Source organism: Roseovarius sp. CAU 1744 (assembly GCF_039839345.1).
Classification (GTDB): Bacteria; Pseudomonadota; Alphaproteobacteria; order Rhodobacterales; family Rhodobacteraceae; genus Roseovarius.
Genome location: NZ_JBDOQV010000008.1, coordinates 70,075 through 86,616, shown reverse-complemented (window position 1 = coordinate 86,616; position 16,542 = coordinate 70,075). Strand labels below are relative to the sequence as shown.

Annotated in this window: 16 protein-coding genes; 6 read left to right on the top strand and 10 right to left on the bottom strand. The window is 56.7% G+C overall.

Translation table 11 applies throughout. The features are described from left to right. The first annotated feature begins 253 nt into the window (after positions 1 to 253). The 3 genes from AAFO92_RS16720 to AAFO92_RS16710 all read left to right on the top strand — a co-directional run bounded on the left by AAFO92_RS16720 (position 254) and on the right by AAFO92_RS16710 (position 3,912). A complete protein-coding gene (locus tag AAFO92_RS16720) occupies positions 254 to 1,150 on the top strand; it encodes a helix-turn-helix domain-containing protein (protein ID WP_347537020.1) in 897 nt (298 codons plus the stop codon). A gap of 39 nt (positions 1,151 to 1,189) precedes the next feature. Further along, positions 1,190 to 2,668 carry an aldehyde dehydrogenase gene (locus AAFO92_RS16715; RefSeq protein ID WP_347537018.1) on the top strand — a complete coding sequence of 493 codons (1,479 nt, stop codon included), beginning with the start codon at positions 1,190 to 1,192 and terminating at the stop codon, positions 2,666 to 2,668. A gap of 65 nt (positions 2,669 to 2,733) precedes the next feature. Continuing rightward, positions 2,734 to 3,912 carry an iron-containing alcohol dehydrogenase gene (locus AAFO92_RS16710; RefSeq protein WP_347537016.1) on the top strand — a complete coding sequence of 393 codons (1,179 nt, stop codon included), beginning with the start codon at positions 2,734 to 2,736 and terminating at the stop codon, positions 3,910 to 3,912. Positions 3,913 to 4,089: 177 nt separating this feature from the next. On the opposite strand, the gene AAFO92_RS16705 is transcribed toward AAFO92_RS16710, so the two are convergent. Further along, positions 4,090 to 5,094 (bottom strand): mandelate racemase/muconate lactonizing enzyme family protein, encoded by a 1,005-nt coding sequence (locus AAFO92_RS16705; RefSeq protein WP_347537014.1) that lies wholly within the window; start codon positions 5,092 to 5,094, stop codon positions 4,090 to 4,092. A 336-nt stretch (positions 5,095 to 5,430) separates the two neighbouring features. Between AAFO92_RS16705 and AAFO92_RS16700 the strand changes: the two genes are divergently transcribed. The 3 genes from AAFO92_RS16700 to AAFO92_RS16690 are packed head-to-tail and all read left to right on the top strand — an operon-like array spanning position 5,431 to position 8,338. Beyond that, positions 5,431 to 6,468, top strand: coding sequence for a C4-dicarboxylate TRAP transporter substrate-binding protein (locus AAFO92_RS16700; protein WP_347537012.1), 1,038 nt, complete (start codon positions 5,431 to 5,433; stop codon positions 6,466 to 6,468). 12 nt (positions 6,469 to 6,480) lie between these two features. Beyond that, positions 6,481 to 7,032: a TRAP transporter small permease gene (locus AAFO92_RS16695; protein WP_347537010.1), complete on the top strand. Its 552-nt coding sequence runs from the start codon at positions 6,481 to 6,483 to the stop codon at positions 7,030 to 7,032. Next, positions 7,025 to 8,338: a TRAP transporter large permease gene (locus AAFO92_RS16690; RefSeq protein ID WP_347537008.1), complete on the top strand. Its 1,314-nt coding sequence runs from the start codon at positions 7,025 to 7,027 to the stop codon at positions 8,336 to 8,338. The genes AAFO92_RS16695 and AAFO92_RS16690 overlap by 8 nt, the downstream gene beginning before the upstream one ends. Positions 8,339 to 8,489: 151 nt before the next feature. Here the strand turns inward: AAFO92_RS16690 and AAFO92_RS16685 are convergent, their stop codons facing one another. The 9 genes from AAFO92_RS16685 to AAFO92_RS16645 form a co-directional block, all read right to left on the bottom strand. Then, the gene (locus AAFO92_RS16685; RefSeq protein ID WP_347537006.1) at positions 8,490 to 8,984 is read right to left on the bottom strand and encodes a TRAP transporter small permease; all 495 of its coding nucleotides are present in this window, start codon (positions 8,982 to 8,984) and stop codon (positions 8,490 to 8,492) included. Continuing rightward, positions 8,985 to 10,025 carry a TRAP transporter substrate-binding protein DctP gene (dctP, locus tag AAFO92_RS16680; RefSeq protein WP_347537005.1) on the bottom strand — a complete coding sequence of 347 codons (1,041 nt, stop codon included), beginning with the start codon at positions 10,023 to 10,025 and terminating at the stop codon, positions 8,985 to 8,987. Between the two features lie 28 nt (positions 10,026 to 10,053). Further along, complete coding sequence (locus AAFO92_RS16675) at positions 10,054 to 11,349, bottom strand: TRAP transporter large permease (RefSeq protein WP_347537003.1); 1,296 nt, start codon at positions 11,347 to 11,349, stop codon at positions 10,054 to 10,056. Positions 11,350 to 12,139: 790 nt separating this feature from the next. Beyond that, positions 12,140 to 12,433, bottom strand: a complete 294-nt coding sequence (locus AAFO92_RS16670) for a DUF1330 domain-containing protein (protein WP_347537001.1) — start codon at positions 12,431 to 12,433, stop codon at positions 12,140 to 12,142. A gap of 20 nt (positions 12,434 to 12,453) precedes the next feature. Then, a complete protein-coding gene (locus AAFO92_RS16665) occupies positions 12,454 to 13,353 on the bottom strand; it encodes a hypothetical protein (RefSeq protein WP_347537000.1) in 900 nt (299 codons plus the stop codon). Between the two features lie 155 nt (positions 13,354 to 13,508). After that, on the bottom strand, positions 13,509 to 14,411 hold the full coding sequence (locus tag AAFO92_RS16660) for a helix-turn-helix transcriptional regulator (RefSeq protein ID WP_347536998.1): 903 nt from the start codon (positions 14,409 to 14,411) through the stop codon (positions 13,509 to 13,511). Positions 14,412 to 14,784: 373 nt separating this feature from the next. Beyond that, entirely contained in the window at positions 14,785 to 15,381 is a 597-nt protein-coding gene (locus tag AAFO92_RS16655) for a carboxymuconolactone decarboxylase family protein (protein ID WP_347536997.1), read from the bottom strand. 30 nt (positions 15,382 to 15,411) lie between these two features. Continuing rightward, positions 15,412 to 16,269, bottom strand: coding sequence for an SDR family NAD(P)-dependent oxidoreductase (locus AAFO92_RS16650; RefSeq protein ID WP_347536996.1), 858 nt, complete (start codon positions 16,267 to 16,269; stop codon positions 15,412 to 15,414). Positions 16,270 to 16,297: 28 nt separating this feature from the next. After that, a complete protein-coding gene (locus AAFO92_RS16645; protein ID WP_347536995.1) occupies positions 16,298 to 16,513 on the bottom strand; it encodes a 4-oxalocrotonate tautomerase family protein in 216 nt (71 codons plus the stop codon). Between the last annotated feature and the right edge of the window lie 29 nt (positions 16,514 to 16,542).

Here is a 16,542-nt window from a genome sequence, read left to right as displayed (position 1 = left end):
GAAGACTTGAATAGGTCAAAGTACTGGGAGCCTCTTCTTGGAGAAGATCGCGAAGCCTTTTCGCCCCGAAGCGCCAATGCTTCGCTCCAAGTTTTCGCAGCAAGATTAATCGTTCTCTGATCTGGGTATGCGGTGTAGCCTAGCGATAATTGCTGTTTTTAATGCATTCTGCGGGGTCGATATGGCGATAACAAGGCAAGCACCGGCGTTTGGCGTCCGGCAGGAACTTCCGTTTCAACCGACTAAACGGAGGTTGCTTGACGATCTCTACAAGAGCCTTCAACTGCGTGATGACGATCTGAGCAAGGATATGATGCATTGTGGGCTGGGGGTGCAGAGTTGCTTCAAGCAGCAGAGCATCTCGAAGGTTACCTTCAACAAACCCGCGATGCTTCTCGTGGTAAGGGGCAGTAAGGAAATCCAGGTACCAAACAAGCGTTTTGTGGCGAAGGCAGGAGAGATGTTGATCGTGCCGCCTAACGTGGATTTTTGGCTTGGGAAGTATCCTGATAAAGAAAACGGTGTCTATCAGGGCCTGGGGTTCCGGTTTGATATCGAAACCGTAGAAGAGTTTCGCCGTGCATATGGCAAGGGTTCGGAAAACTGGAACTTGGCGGCGAACTGGCGTGCCCCAGCCTCGGAAGCGATCCTCGAATGGACTCAGCAGTGGCTTGACTGGAGCCGCAAGTATCCTGTGTCACTTCAGGTACAGCGTCACCGGTTGGTGGAGCTACTGCTTCTTCTCGCCCAGTCGGGACTTGCTGGAAACGTAATCTTGGGCCGCGGGTCAAGCTGGCGTCTGCGCGTCTCGCAACTCGTCGGCGTTGATCCGGCGCGTGATTGGCGTTACGGCCATGTCTGCCGGACTCTGGGGATCAGCGAATCCGCCATGCGCCGCAAGCTCAAACTTGAGGGCACCGGTTTCCGGGAAGTTCTGGAAGAGACGCGCCTTATGACGGGGCTGACGATGGTCCAAGAAACCGGCATGACGATCTGCCAGATCTCCGACGCGGTGGGATATCAATCGCAGTCGCGCTTTACCGACAGGTTCAAGGAGCGTTTCGGCGTGACGCCCAGTTCGCTTCGGCGCAGCGGACTGGCTGATGAGGGCGAATGCTTGCTTGGCCAGGGCGAAGAGTTTTCCGATTGAGCGCTAATCTATCCTGAGGCTTATTACTGTGAGGTCAGGATGCTGGATTTTCAAATGGTCGTCGGGGGGCAGGATCGTGCCGCCGAGAATGGTGAATGGATTGAAAGCACCAATCCATTTACGGGGCGCCCCTGGGCGCGGATCCCGAGAGGAACAAGAGCAGATGCGAATGCCGCTGTCGAAGCGGCCGCTGCAGCGATGGAAGACCCTGCTTGGATCGCGCTATCTGCCAGTCAGCGCGGCGCATTGCTGCGCAAGGTCGGCGATCTGATCTTGGCCAATGCCGAGCGGCTGGCCGACCTCGAAGTTCAAGACAATGGCAAGCTGAAGGCGGAGATGCTCGGCCAGCTCCGCTATCTGCCGCAGCATTACTACTACTTTGGCGGTCTTGCAGATAAGGTCGAAGGCGCGGTCATCCCCTCGGACAAGACGGGAATGTTCGTTCACACGGTTCACGAGCCTTTGGGTGTTGTGGTCGCGATCACACCTTGGAACTCACCGCTTTTGCTTACCACATGGAAGCTGGCACCTGCCTTGGCGGCAGGGAATGCGGTGGTGATAAAGCCCTCTGAACACGCTTCGGTTTCGATGGTTGAGTTCGTGAAGCTGTTTCACGAGGCCGGGTTCCCTCCGGGCGTGGTGAACGTGGTCACGGGCTACGGTAACGAATGTGGTGTAGCCCTCGTTGAACACCCGAAAGTGGCGAAAGTGGCATTTACGGGGGGCGATGCTGGGGGGCGGGCGGTCTATCAATCCGCTGCGAAGTCGCTCAAGCATGTGACATTGGAACTCGGTGGTAAATCCCCAAATATCATTTGCGAGGATGCCGATATCGAGCAGGCCGTAAAGGGCGCGGTTTCTGGCATTTTCGCAGCGACCGGCCAGACCTGCATGGCTGGCTCGCGCCTACTTGTGCACGAGGCGATTCATGATCGCTTTGTAGAGTCTTTGCGCCGCTTTGTAAGCGCTGCAAAAATGGGTGATCCGATGGCCGACGACACCCAGATCGGCCCTGTCGCAACGCTTCCTCAGTTCGAAAAAGTGTTGAGTTATGTCGACATCGCCCAAGGCGAGGGTGCCACTTTAGCGCATGGCGGGCGAGCCTATTCTGGGCCCGGCTGTGAGGAAGGCTGGTTTATTGAACCGACGATCCTAACAAATGTCGATAATTCGATGCGCGTAGCACGTGAGGAGATATTCGGGCCTGTCCTGTCAGTCATCCGCTTTGAAGACGATGACGAAGCGATTCGGATTGCCAACGACACCCCCTATGGATTGGCGGCAGGGGTCTGGACGAATGATCTGAGCCGGGCCTTTTGCTACACCCGTGCGCTCAAGACGGGTACGATCTGGGTGAACGCATATCGCGTGGTCAGCTACGCCGTGCCTTTCGGTGGCTACAAACAGTCAGGCATCGGGCGTGAGAACGGTCAGGAGATGATCAAGGAGTATCTCCAAACAAAGAGCGTTTACTTCAACCTGGAAAAGGAGGTTCCCAACCCGTTCGTCCTGCGCTGACAGGACGTGGGAGGGGCGATCTGCAAACATTCAAAGGGGAGGGAAACGTGCAACAGACATTTCTGATGAGCACACGTATCATCCACGGAACAGGTGTCCTGTCCGGGCTAGGCGATACGACGACAGAGTTGGGCCTGAGAAATGTATTGGTCATCACTGACCAGAACATCACGCCGCAAGCATTTTACAGCGCAGCCACCTCATCGCTCAGCGCGGCGGGTGTCGCGGTGAACGTCTATGACGGCTGTGGCATCGACGCCCATCTCGCGGAGGTGGACGAACTGGCGGCGCGCGTGCGGCGTGACGGGATCGACGGGATCATCGCCATAGGGGGCGGGTCGGCCATGTGTGTGGGCAAGGCTGTCGCTATCGTCGCCACTAACCCACCGAGTTTCCGCGACTGCGCGGGCGTCGCGAGCTTTACCAACCGCGCCCTGAAAATGATAATGATCCCGACGACGGCGGGGTCTGGGGCTGAGGTTTCGCAGTTTACTTTGGTCAAAGACGACGAAAACGAAACCAAATTCGTAGGCGGAGGGCCCCTCAGTTTTCCCGATGTCGCCGTGCTTGACCCAGAGGTGCTTAGCGGTATTCCCCCGCGGCTTGCCGCTGTATCGGCAGTCGATGCTTTGTCTCACGCGGTCGAGGCAATGTTCACAGAATTCGCGACGCCGCTCACCGACGGACTTGCCACGACAGCGGTTTCGTTGCTATTCCGCTCGGCGCCTGCAGCGATCCTAGAACGAAACGAGGCCGCCTGTACTGAAAACCTCCTCGGCTCTGCTATCGCGAACATGGCTTGTGGCAACGCGCGGCTGGGCCTTGCCCATGCCTTGTCATTGCCGCTTGAGGCACAGCATCATCTTCCCCACGGTTACGGCGTCGGGGTGCTTCTGCCCCATGTGCTAGCCTTCAACGCCCCGATCGCGGCGCCGAAGGTTCGGCAGCTTGCGTTGGCGTTCGGGGTTAGAGAGCAGGAACGCCCGGACGAAGATGTTCTCGCCGGCGTCATTGCCGCAATCCGGAGCTTTTACGATAGGATTGATTTCCCCCAATCCTTTGCGGGCCTTCTTGATGAACCATCTTGCCTGAACGCTGTGGCACGCGCGGCAGTGCCGGGGTTATATGGCACCGGGTCCACCGGGAACATCAGCGACGCGTCTGAAATTGCGTCGCCGAACATTCGCCAGGCGCGCGTATCCGATGCCGAAGATATCTACAGGGCATGTTTCAGTACGCACTGACCCCAGAAACCACATGAACGGATTTTGGGGCAGGCACACGTTAAGCCCAGATTCGGTTTGCGCGACCATAACGTCATCCTGGTTGCGCTTCCCTTGCCTACTCCCATCAGGTTTCAAATCAATGGAGTGAAAAGCGCCTTGAACACATTGATCGAGGCGCCTGCGCTTCCGCCCGTATCAGCTCAAACGGTACCGGGCACATGCCTCCTCGGTCAGAGTCAGACCGTGCCCTGCGACATCGCGCGGAGCCATCGTTCCGTCAGGCGATATCTCGGGCCATCCTGTAAAGAGCGGCTCCAACAGGGGAAAGTCCTCCAGCCAGGTCAAGGAGGGCACGGCGGCAGCAAGATGAACGAAGAGCCCAGGCAGAAAGTGGGGCATGACTTCGGTTCCCGTGGCCTCGGCAATACGCGCGACACGCAGGGCCTCGGTCAAACCGCCGATCATGGCCAAGTCGGGTTGAATGACGGCGCAGAGACCTTCGGTCATAAAGGGCAGCGCCTCGGACAAGCCTTGCAGGTGCTCGCCGGTGGCGACTTGGCCCGAGTGACTGAGGGACAGTTGCCGATAGCCGGAATAGTCATGGGCCGGAAGCGGTTCTTCGACAAAGATCCCTCCATGGGCCGCGACCCGGTCGAGGGTGCGTCTGGCCGTTGTGAGAGTGCCCTTTTCGTTGAGATCGGCCATGATATGATGCGAACCATCAGCAATGGAAGCGGCAGCTTTCAACGCGGTCTCATCACGTGCGTCGCCGGCAAGTCTAAGCTTGATCGCCTGGAACCCTTGGTTGAGATGGGACGTCACCTGTTCTGCGACCGCATCTGCCGACATTCCCGAACGGTAACCACCGCTGCCATAGACTGGAACCGCGCGTCTCGCGCCTCCCATCGCTTCGCCCAGCGATACGTTGTTTGTGCGCGCGTGAAGATCCCAAAGCGCCATATCTGCAGCAGCATACCCGACATAGTTCGGGCCTTTTCCTGTTCGATTGCAAAGTTTCTGTGCCCGTGCCCAGGCCACTTCCGGGTGGCTAACCGGGTGCTCTAGAAACAGCGCATCGGTTAACCGCCGCCCTGCGACGAGCGAGGCTTCGGCGCCTCCGCCGATCACGTATGAAAACCCAAAGCCCGATTGCCCTGCTTTGGTGTCGACCGCGCATGTAAGCAGATCGACAACGCTCACTCCTGAGCCTCCGACCGCGTTGGGCAACGGGTATCTGAGAATATTCCAGATGACTGATGTGACTATGTCGTGATCCATCCTGCATGAATATGAATGGCGAGGACACAAGGTTTGCCTCAATCGCCCCAGCCTTCGCCTTATTTGGTTCATTTGGACAGGCACGACACCGGAATATCCGGGAAGCCAAGCGCAGTTCTGGGCGATTTCTTCGCGTTTAGAGGCGACCGAGAGCCGCCCGCGCCATGCTAATTTACGAGGGGTAACGTGTCCGGCACCGCCTGACACGGCGCGTTTCGGAGGATGGATGGGCGCGCGTGGATCCAATGGGAGGAAATCATGAAGATTAAGTTACTGGTCGCTCGTGCGGCCCTGTCTCTACTGTCACTTTCGTCGCTCGATGCGGCATGGGCGCAGGAGTATCCTAAGATGAACCTGCGCCTCGCACATTTCGGGCCCAAGGTCTTTGTCCAAAGCGGTATCGACCAATGGTGGGCCGACGAAATCGAAGAGCGTAGCGGCGGCAACATCAAGATTCGCATCTTCTGGGGCGGCGCAGCCGGAAAGCCGTTGGAAATTCTCGGACTCGTGGGGGCGGGCGCTGTGGATTTCGGTGCTGTACCGCAGGCTTATTTCCCGAATGAACTGCCACTGATCGGTGCTCCGAATTCGGTGCCCTATGTCTTTACCACCCGAGAGGCAGCGGCCGAGGTTTCGGAAAGGCTGGTGGCTGAAAACGCGGCCGTTCAGGCAGAACTACGTAGGAACAACGTGAAGCCGCTCTTCTTTCACCCGATGAATTCCTACTATCCGCTCTGCACAAAGCCCGTGAAGGCCATGGCGGATTTCGAAGGTGTGCGTATCCGCAGTTTCGGAGCCTACCAGCCGCCAATGTGGGAGGCGTTGGGCGCAGTCGGGGTCAACGTTCTACCGTCCGATATCTACGAGGGTCTGCAACGCGGACGGCTTGATTGCGGTTTCTTCTCTACCGATCTTTACGAAGTCACCAAACTTTACGAGGTAGCGAAATACCTCTCGACCGCTGGGGTCGGACCGGTAACGACATGGCCGATTTGGGTTAACCTGGACAAATGGGAAAACGTTTATTCCGATGATGTGAAGGACCTCATTCTTGAGGTAAGCCAAGAAGCTGCGGCGCGCAGTCTGGCTACGGTTGCAGAGGCTGAGACCGCTTCGCTGGCGTTTCTCAAGGCCCAGGGTGTCGAGGTCGTGGAGTTCGTCGAACCAGACGCTTACGACTCTGCTATCCCTGACATGCAGGAGGTCTGGTTCCAGGACATGGTGGCAAGGGGGCTTGGTGAAGAGGCAAAGACGGTAGTCGACCATTGGCGCACCATTCAGGCCGAGCTGGAATAGGCGCTGCTCGCTATGACCTTTTTGTCGAACATCCTGCGCGCCTCAGATCGTCTGCTGCGCGCAGCCACCTTCCTCAGCGTTTCGGTTTCGGGGGCTCTTGTGCTTGCGATTGTCTTCCTCGCCACCCTGGACTCGGTCCTGAGCTTTTTCTTTAACAAGCCAATCCCCGCGGCCACCAATTTCGCCGAGGAGATTCTGCCCGCGGCAGTCCTGCTCGCCTCGGGTCAAGTCATTCGCAACCGGGCAGAAATTGTCGTCGATATCTTGACCGAACGCATGGGCGCGCGCCTTCGAACAGTGTCGACCTTGATTGCGGGTGCGCTGTCACTGATCTTTTTTGGCCTTCTTTCCTTCGGCGCGGTCCGCCTGGCGCTTGCAAGCATCGAACTGAGTGAGACAGCGGTTGGCGCTGTTGCCTTTCCTGTATGGCCGATGAAGATCGCCTTCGCCGTCGGGCTTTGTATCAGTGGTCTTGAAGCGCTGCGGATCGTGCTTCTGACCATGGCGGGAAAAACTGTCACAACCGAAAATGCATTTGCTGGCGAGGTGACCTCACATGGATAGCATCATCATGGGGGTCGGATCTATCGGCCTGGCGCTTGTGCTCACACTGATCGGGGTGCCTGTCGCGGTCGCGCTGGGTCTGATCGGATTGGGCGGCCTATATCTGGTGGGAGGGACCATCCTGCTCACCTCCGCGGCAGAGACCCTCGCCTATAACGCCCTAAACCAATATTCCTTTGCAGTCATCCCAACCTTCATTCTGATGGGAATTCTTGCCAACCGGGCGCAGATCACTGGCGACCTCTACGAGGCATTCTATCGTATTATGTCGCGCGTGCGCGGCAGCCTCTATTTGGTGACGGTTCTTTCCTCGGCGGGCTTCGCTGCGATTTCCGGTTCGACCATCGTCAGTGCAGCGGTATTCACCAAGCTGTCCCTGCCCCAGATGAGCCGTTTCGGATACGATAAGGGTATCGGCGCGGGCTGCATCGCGGCGGCAGGAACCTTCGCGTCCCTCATTCCTCCCTCCATCATGATGGTGATCTACGCCTTGTTGACGGGGGAGTCGATCGGACGTCTGTTCGTAGCCGGTGTGGTGCCGGGCGGGCTGACAGCAATTGCCTATTTGATCTTTATCCTCATTCTCGTGCGCGTCAGACCATCAGTCGCACCACGGGTTGACCGCGTCTTCAGTGCGCGGGAGAAACTTCAGTCCCTCGGTCGGATTGGCCCATTTCTAATCCTGAGTGTCATCGTAATCGGTGGCATTTACAGTGGGCTGATGTTCCCTTCGGCTGCTGGCGCGGTCGGAGCTGCAGGTGCATTGGGGATCGCGATCTGGCGACGCGTGGGCTCGCCTAAGGAAATAAGAGACGCCCTGGAAGAGACTGCGGTAAGCTCGGGCACGATCTTTCTCGTGCTGATCGGCGGATTGCTGTTTGCACGCTTTCTCGTCTACTCGGGCTTCATTTCCGACCTAGTCGATGTCATTGGCGAAAGCGGTATCGCACCATGGCAGGTACTGGTCGCCGTGATCCTATTCAACCTTGTCCTTGGCATGTTCATCGACACCGTTTCGATCACCGTCGTCACCGTTCCTTTCCTGCATCCGATCATGGTCGAGTTGGGCTATGATCCGATCTGGTTTGGCATACTTCTTATCAAGCTCATCGAGATTTCTGCCATTTCGCCTCCGATCGGCCTGAACCTCTTTGCAGTCATCGCTTCGGCCCGATCCGTGGTTACGTCCGGCGAACTCTTTCGGGGTGTAATCCCCTTTCTGTGCGTCGAGTTCGTCCTGTTAGCTTTGATCGTAATGTTCCCGACGATATCGCTATGGCTCCCTAATCTGGTCTACGGGCAATAGCCCCCGGGCAGCAGAAATGCCGACCGGCCTAGTTTCTGAGGCAGATGAAGCTGGCCAAGAGATATCTCAGAAAACAAGAGCGCCGCACAGGAAAGTGCGGCGCCTTTTTTGTTAGGGATCAGATTGTGTAGAAGCGACAGTTCCGTTGTTGTCAGGCCTCTTGCACGGGGCCTGGGCGGTTGAAAATCCCAAGCGCAAACTGCAAAGCGAGGAGTCCGAAACCCACTGGAAGCAACGAATAGGGCAAGACGAGAGGCGTGCCGAAACTAGAAGAGACGCGCTCGCCGTATTCCCAAGCCTGAAATGCCGTTAGCGCCCCTCGCCAAGTCATGACGCCGCAAAAGGCGACCCCGACGCAAGCAATTGCAATCCGAATAACCGTTCTTGCGACCTCGGACAGCCGGTCGGTGAAAAACGTTATTCTGATATGATCATCCGTGCGCTGAACGTCAGCCGCAGTCATGAGGGCGACGTAAGTAATCAAAAAGGTGTTGACCTCATGGCTCCAACTGGTGGGTGCCGCAAAGACATAGCGCATAGCAGCATCGAAACAGATTGTTAGCACCATGAAGGCCAAGACGACCTGTCCCAGCACACGGGCGGTTCTTGTGACTTGGTTGAAAAGCGGCATGGCAATCTTGCTCATTTAGCTGCTCGATCCAAGCGCGAGATTTACCGCCCTTGTGCCGATTTCGTGACCGACGTCGTCTTTCCATGCGGAAGTGACATCCTCGGCGGCCGTTTCAAGCATTGAGAGATCCTCCTTGCTCGGATCAATTTTCTCGATCCCCGCGTCCTGGATAATGGGCCACAATTCATTCGGGTAGATGTCGTTATTGGCCATCGCGGCACCGTTCACGTCAGCCCAGTCTGAGGCGCTTTCCATCGCGGTTTTTAACTCCTGCGGAAGTTTTTGCCACCGGCGCAGGTCGACAAACAACCCGATTCCGTAGGCCGTGATCGGTAGACGGTAAACATGTCCGATCTGCTCCTGCAGGCTGCGTCCGACGATGGTCGAGATGTTGGCAACCGCTGCATCGACCGTGCCACGCTGAAGTGCAAGATAGAGCTCGGAAGAGGGAATACGGACAGCCACGCCGCCGAAGCGTTCGACAAGCTGGGTCGCCTCGAAGCTGACCACGCGAATTTTCTTACCAGCGATGTCGGCGATGGAGCGGATTGGCTTGTCGGCGGTCGACCAGAGGTACTCAGGCTCGTAAATGTTGCCCATCATGGTAAGCAAGTAGATGTTCTCTTTCGCCAGTTCTTCGTTGACGAGGTTGAAGAGCGCAGAGCCGCGGGCAATCCGGCCAGGGTTTTCGTGCAGTGCCGCGACAACACCTGGCAAGCCAGTGATACCAAGGATTTTGACGGATCGGGTAATATAGCTGGAGGTGTGGAACATGAAGTCGATTGAACCGGCCCGCAGCGCAGCGAGTTGCTCATCAGCCTTCAGAAGTGTGCCGGAGTCATAATACTCGACTGCGAATTGGCCTGCTGCATGGGATTTAAGTTGCTCGACAAAGCCATTTGCTCCGGCCGAGAGTGCCTTGTAGGACTGCGGGATGTAGAAAACCCCGGTGATTGTCGAGGCCGCATGTGCGCTGCCCGGAATGTGGGTTGCCAAAAGGGCCACGCCCCCCAGATACCCGGTCTTTTGCAAGAGTTTTCTGCGTGTAATGGTCATTGTAGTTTCTCCTCCGTTGGGTGGTCAGTCAGAATAAGCCAGGCAGCCAAAGGCTGAGCTCTGGGATCAGCACGAAAACCATGAGCACCGCGAATTGCACGACCACAAAGGGGATAACGGCGCGGATGATTTCATCGACTTCAAGCATTGGCGCTACGCCACGAAGCGCGTAGAGGTTCAATCCGACGGGCGGCGTCACCACGGCGATCTCTAGGTTCATGACCAACACGATGCCGAACCAGAGCGGGTCATAGCCGATGGCCTCGATCAAAGGCAGTAGGATCGGCGTCGTCACCACAATGAGCGAGACCGCATCCACAAGCATTCCGAGCAGCACAAGGGCGATCATGATCACCACCAGGATGCTCCAGGCGGGCAGGTCCATAGCCACCAACATATCGGAGAGAGCCTGCGGAACGCGCATCAAGTTCAGGTAGTCGCCGAAGATTCGAGCACAGCCGATGATCAATAGGATCGTTCCGGACACGCGCACGCTGTCGCCTAAAATGCGAAAGGTCTTGCGCCAGTCGAGGGCTCGAAAAATGACGGCGGCGATCAGAAACGCGCCGAGCGCACCAAAGCCTGCAGCTTCGCTGGGGGTAGCTATGCCCGAGTAGATGCTTCCGAGGACCAGAAAGACCAGAAGGAGCGCATGCCAGATGTTTTTGAGCGCGCGGAATTTGTCGCCCCAGCTTGTCTCATCCTCGCTGGCATGGGGTGCCTCATCGGGGTTCAACGTACAGCGCACCCAGATATAGGCCGAAAGCGCCAGTGCAAGCAGGACGCCGGGAACAACGCCACCGATAAACAGATCGCCGACTGATACACCGGATACCGCCCCGTAAATGATGAACGGAACACTGGGTGGGATAAGCATGGCAAGCGCACCTGCGGATGCAACCGATCCGGCGGCGATGCCTCTGCTGTAGCCGCGTTTAAGCATCTCTGGCACGGCGATGGAGCCCACAGCCGCGACCCCGGCGACTGAAACGCCGGAAACGGCACCAAAAACAGTACCCGCGCCCACCGTTGAGATCGCAAGCCCGCCCCGAAGCCACCGCAGCCAAACCGAGGCCGCATGAAACAGGCTCGATCCAACTGGGGTCGCAGTCAGGAAGTTCCCCATTAGAATGAAAAGCGGTAGTGCAATCAGCTCGAAACTGTTGAGCTGGCCAAAGAAGGACGAGCCTGCAAAGAACAGCCCGAACGACCCTCGCGCCATCCAGAAGCCCAGTAGCCCACTGGCGCCAAGAGCAAGGAAAATGGGTGCGCCCGCAATTATGAGCGTCAGAAGCGCCACGACAACGAGGAGCGGCTCAATCATCACCGTGCCTCAATTTCTGTTGATGGTTCTTAGACATGTCTTTCCTCCCTGCCGTCACGATTGAGATCGGCTCCATACAAGTGCTTAGAAATCCTCTGAGTTTGTCTTTGCCTCGAAACGACCGTTCCTTCGCCTACAGCAGCCACGTCTTTTACGGGTCGCGTCGGCTGCGGGCCGACGGTGGCGATCTGCAACCGGATGGACGTCAGCAGCGTCCGCGATGCACGGTCCGGGCCCTCGGTGTGTTCATCCCAGAACTCGACGCCATTCCGGGACGCGTGGCATCATTCCCCTACCCGCCCAATCACCCGATCCTGACGCGCCGCATTCTTCCAGCCCCCTGGCCGGTGTCGCAATCGTTGAACACTCGGGGCCCGATATGTTGAGGATGCTGCAAGGGCACATCTTTGGGGAAAACAGGCACCGGTTCATCCAGGCCACGGACCATTTGACCTCTCCCGCGATCGAATGGGGGCCACCTCGGCAGATGCAGTTGATTTGAGTTTTTTGAGTGGGTGAATCTCACGATCAAGTGCTGAAATCAGCAAAATCTCCCGCAGTCCTACAGCTAACTCACAGCGTGGTTCTCTGCTAAGTTAAATGCGGACCTCAAGTTCCATGCCCGAAATCTGCCGGTTTCGCCAGTTCGCGGAACTCACCTCATGAATCCGCGAACACAGCGCCTTCTCTTAAGTCAACCAGTCCTTCGCAACAAAACCAAGGGACGTTTCGTTGCAGGATATTGGCACAGCTACTGCCGCGCCAATATCGTCATTGTCGCATCCAGGCGTTAAGCGCCCATGATGTAGATCTCCATTTGCGAAAAGCTGTCATCCCGAAGTGGGATCAATTCCCGATAAGCGTGTTGCGCAAAGAAACCTATTGCTGCGGTCCGGTCCGGAAATTCCAGAGCCAACACCGTTGCGGGGCTGTTCTGACCCGCCAATGTCTCCGTAACAGGACCGCGAAGTTTTGGGGTTACGCCTGCGGTCTTCAGCAAGGGTTGAACCGACTCCGCGTATTTTTTCGCCCCTTCGGTTTTGTTCGGGGCTGGCGTCGATAGTACGATAACATGTGCAGTCATGGCTGTTTCTCATTCAGGAATCATTGAAACGTTTCAGGCAATTCGATCGCAAGAATGCGGTAGGCGTCGGCCGCACCGGCGTTGTCCGCGTCGAACAGATGGTCCAGTTGGCCCTCAACGACATAAGCCGTATTGCCAAGCACCGTTGCGGTGGTTGGAACATTCAAATCCCCCGCAATCGCTTCGAGTGTGGCCTTGCCGTCGGACACAGTCGCGCCCCAAAGAGCGCCACGCGCGCCTGCGGACAATCCGCCACCTTCAACGATAAGAAATCTGCGGTCGCCCAGAGCGGTCAATCCGTCCGCGCCGTGGATTTCCACCGACATCTTCAGGTCAGTGATCGCTCCTGCCTGTCCGTCTTTACCCACCTCTATCTGGTGCAACGTGCCAGTGTTGTAGCGCGCAGCAAAAACCGCCCCGTTATCATAGGCGATACCATTGAGATTGAATCCCTCGCCCGCGAAACGGCTATCGTCCAGCCAAATCTCCAACTGATCCCCGCCGGGTTTCAAGGCGTAGATGCGGGGCACGAAACTGTCCGTAGCCAAGATCGTGCCATCGGGCAGCACAGCAATATCGTTGCAGAATATGCCGCCCTCCGGCAGCGGGTAGCGGCCAGTAGATGCGCCAGTTTCAGTGTTGAATGCAACCAGCGCGGCGGGTGCCGTTCCCGTCAATGCACTTATGCCAGGGTCGGACGAACAGGCAAAGGTTTGATTGCCTTCGACATGCACACCGACTACGGTCACCAATCCATTCGCGCCAGCAGATGCAAATTCGGTAACATCCCCCGTCTTGGGAGAGATTTTTACGATACGCCCTTGTGTCAGACTTCCGACATAAAGGTTGCCTGATGTGTCATGAGAAATACCTTCGGGCGCGAATGCCGCGTCTGGCAATGAAATGTTGGTCTCCGCCATCGCCAAGACAGGCAACGTAGCCACCATTGAGCCCGCGAGTAAGAGAGGTTTGAGTGAGGATATCATAGCTTTCCTTTCCTGAGTTACCGGAAAAGACTTGCGCTATGTGTCGTCGGCTTTCGCGCTGTGGATGGTCAAGGGTGCGCTTCAAACGGTCAATTGCGCGCGCGGTGCTGATCCAATGACACGAGGTCACCAATTGCTTGTTTCTGCGTTGCGCGGAGCTCGGTCGGGCTCATGGAAAATCGGAGCCGGAACCGCTCTGCAAATCGAGATTGCGATTGGTAGCCGCATTCAAAAGCGACCTGTCCAATTGGCATATCCGAAGAAATGACCCACTCCAATCCTCGGTTCAGCCGCGCATCCTCGAGCAGATCGCGAAAGCCAGTCTTCTCGATCTGAAGCCGGCGGCGCAAGGTTCGCTCGCTCATGGCAAGCGTCTTGGTCAAATCCTGCACCGACCAATCGCGCGAAAGATCTGTCTTGAAGTGATGCGTGATACGTTCAGACAAGGTTTCGCTGTGTGACAATAGCAGGTTTCCAGCCACACCTTGACGCGCCAAAACCAAGAGTATCTCGACCAACCGATGGCGGGTCTGGATAAGGTCTGCGGGGTAATTCTGGTCGTGGGTAATCCAATCTGCGATCAGGGAATACATCTCTTCTGATCCTGCGGCCTTCCACTTTGGTGTCAATTCCCAGTGCTTTAACCCGCCCGAATATGCCTTGCCGAACAGCTCCATGGTTTGCCGATCAAAAACCAACGACGCGCCAAGAAACCGGCTTTGTCCCAGTTCCGGAATGTTCTCGACATCACACTGCATTCCCTTGGGGAGCAAAAGGACTTCACCCGGCTGCGTGTCATAGATTTGGCGCCCGGCGATGATCCTCTTCTGTCCGATAATCGGGAACATAAGCATTGGCGCACTCATAGCCATTTTGGTAATCGTCTGCGCTTGCTGGCATCCATTGATCCAAAACCCCCTGGACGTTTGTCCGGACAGGAAGGCCAGTGTCATCGATTTCTCTAGTCGTGACATGATGTTGTGTTCAATCATCGATCGGGTTCCTCACCTGTCTGAACGCAACCTATTTATAAGTTTTTCGCTCTCCCTCAGGTCATAATTTGCCTCTGACCGTTTGCGGCGCAGAATTGGCCGAACGCGGACAGGTTGGCTCCGCCCCCCTGACGGATCGCGTGTTGACTGGCCTGGTGGCAATGAAAAAACTTGAATCAGCATGTAACACTCCGCCGTGCCGATACCTCTTCATATGTATCGCTGAGCAGTCTGGGTTTCTGAACGACCTTCGCATGATTGCAGCCGGATGTCTCCAGCGCCAATTCCAGTGTGTCATTCGCCCGTTGTTCTCGGACCAATGACGGACAAACTCGATGTAGGCTTTGACATGTTTTCCTCTTTCGCAGCCAAATTACCCGGCACGCCGTTCAGCTATGAGAGGTTTTTCCCAATGCTTGTGTCGGGCGTTCGTATCCAGCGGAGTTCCTGCGATGGAGTTCGTGTAGTTGCTAATCAGCTTCACCGCCAAAGCCAGGATCACTTCGAGAGCCTGTTGCGAGGTGTAGCCCGCATCAAAAAACGCCTGTAGTTGCATTTGTGAAATCTTGCCGCGGTTGGCGATCAGCAGGCGCGTGAACTCACCTAGTGCGTTTTGTTTCGGATCAGAGAGCTTTCCGCCGCCTCGCAGGGCGTCAATGTCCGTTGCGGTCAAACCGCTCTGCTCAGCCAGGATGCTGTGCCAAGGGACACAGTAATTGCATTCATTTTCGTAATTGGCGGTCATGTAGACAACCTGCCGTTCCTGTTCGTCGAGGCTCGATGTGTTGAACCCATCCCACATGAACGTGTAGCCCGCCAACAATTGAGGGCTGAGCGCCATCACCTTCTCGACATTGGGGATCATGCCAAAATTTGCCTCGGCCTTCTTCAGCCATTCGACGGAGGCTTGCGGTGCCGTATCCTTTTCAAGCAAGGGAAAATGCACGGCTTGTGTCATCTCATCTTTCATCCAAGTGTCCTATCTGGTCATCTGGCAGCGCTATGCGCGAGCCTTGTTTGCTTTGTTCAATTTGGCCTGGCGCCGCTGATACGACTTCATGGCGTGGCCAATAAGAAAGCCGAACAAATTGACGGGCCATGAACGCGGAATGAGGCGATTTTCCCAAGCGTAGAATTTGTTGAGGGGGCCGGATACGACGCTCATCTTGCGCCCAAGGTTGCGCAAGCCAACACGTGCCACGCTGTTCGGTCTCTGCGGGATCATGGGAAGCCGGGCAGCGTTCAACTTCAGTCCCGCTGCGAAGGGCGTAGCCGTCAGGCCGGGCGACAGTGTCAGAACATCGATCCTGTTCTTCTTCATCTCCGCCGTCAGCGCCTCGCCCAATGTCAGGACGTAGGCCTTTGTGGCCGCATAGACGGCGAAATTGGGAATGCCCTGATACGCAAACAGGCTCGATACTAGGATAATTCCGGACCGTTTCTTCCCCTGCTTCGGCTGGGTCGCCATGTTACGGCCGAACAGATGGGCAAGCTCGCTGGGCGCATCAACATTCAACCGCAGCATTCGGCGCAGGGCGGCGTAGTCCTTGTCGAGAAACGGGCCCATTTCGTCAATGCCGGCACTGGCGACAAGCAGGCCGACATCGATATCGCTGACGCGCGCGTGCAGGGATTGCGGAGCGCCGTCCTGCACGAGATCGAGCGGAATAACCCGTGTCTGGACGCCATGTTTTGACACAAGCTCCTGCGCGAGCTGCTCAAGCGCGTCTTCGTTTCGTGCCACAAGGACGAGGTCGAATTTCTGCTTGGCAAGTTCGCGGGCCATTTCCTTGCCAATGCCCGATGACGCTCCGGTAATCAGCGCCCAGCCCTCATATGTTTTCTTCAGATTTCTCATGGTGTAACTCCGGTCCGTGGTGCAGCGGTCAACTGGCGATCAGCGTCTTTACATCGTCAAGGCGCAGCGGATTACCTCCAACGCCCCAGTGGCCATCCCTGACCTCCTCAATCACGACCCAGGTCGCGTCGCGCAGTTTTTCACTTGTCACCCCCAGGACAGTGTTGGTGATTTTTTCGATCAACGCCTTTGACTGCTCCTGACTGAGTTCATCCTTGAAAACCTTCACGGTTATGAGGGGCATGGTTTCTTCCTTCATGTTGAATTGATACG

Excerpts from the sequence above, each read along its gene's own strand:
- AAFO92_RS16685 (WP_347537006.1), bottom strand. The coding sequence starts at position 8,984 with ATGAGCAAGATTGCCATGCCGCTTTTCAACCAAGTCACAAGAACCGCC.
- AAFO92_RS16700 (WP_347537012.1), top strand. The coding sequence starts at position 5,431 with ATGAAGATTAAGTTACTGGTCGCTCGTGCGGCCCTGTCTCTACTGTCA.
- AAFO92_RS16650 (WP_347536996.1), bottom strand. The coding sequence starts at position 16,269 with ATGAGAAATCTGAAGAAAACATATGAGGGCTGGGCGCTGATTACCGGA.
- AAFO92_RS16665 (WP_347537000.1), bottom strand. The coding sequence starts at position 13,353 with ATGGCGGAGACCAACATTTCATTGCCAGACGCGGCATTCGCGCCCGAA.
- AAFO92_RS16710 (WP_347537016.1), top strand. The coding sequence starts at position 2,734 with ATGAGCACACGTATCATCCACGGAACAGGTGTCCTGTCCGGGCTAGGC.
- AAFO92_RS16645 (WP_347536995.1), bottom strand. The coding sequence starts at position 16,513 with ATGCCCCTCATAACCGTGAAGGTTTTCAAGGATGAACTCAGTCAGGAG.
- AAFO92_RS16655 (WP_347536997.1), bottom strand. The coding sequence starts at position 15,381 with ATGAAAGATGAGATGACACAAGCCGTGCATTTTCCCTTGCTTGAAAAG.
- AAFO92_RS16715 (WP_347537018.1), top strand. The coding sequence starts at position 1,190 with ATGCTGGATTTTCAAATGGTCGTCGGGGGGCAGGATCGTGCCGCCGAG.
- dctP (WP_347537005.1), bottom strand. The coding sequence starts at position 10,025 with ATGACCATTACACGCAGAAAACTCTTGCAAAAGACCGGGTATCTGGGG.
- AAFO92_RS16695 (WP_347537010.1), top strand. The coding sequence starts at position 6,481 with ATGACCTTTTTGTCGAACATCCTGCGCGCCTCAGATCGTCTGCTGCGC.
- AAFO92_RS16660 (WP_347536998.1), bottom strand. The coding sequence starts at position 14,411 with ATGATTGAACACAACATCATGTCACGACTAGAGAAATCGATGACACTG.
- AAFO92_RS16675 (WP_347537003.1), bottom strand. The coding sequence starts at position 11,349 with ATGATTGAGCCGCTCCTCGTTGTCGTGGCGCTTCTGACGCTCATAATT.
- AAFO92_RS16670 (WP_347537001.1), bottom strand. The coding sequence starts at position 12,433 with ATGACTGCACATGTTATCGTACTATCGACGCCAGCCCCGAACAAAACC.
- AAFO92_RS16690 (WP_347537008.1), top strand. The coding sequence starts at position 7,025 with ATGGATAGCATCATCATGGGGGTCGGATCTATCGGCCTGGCGCTTGTG.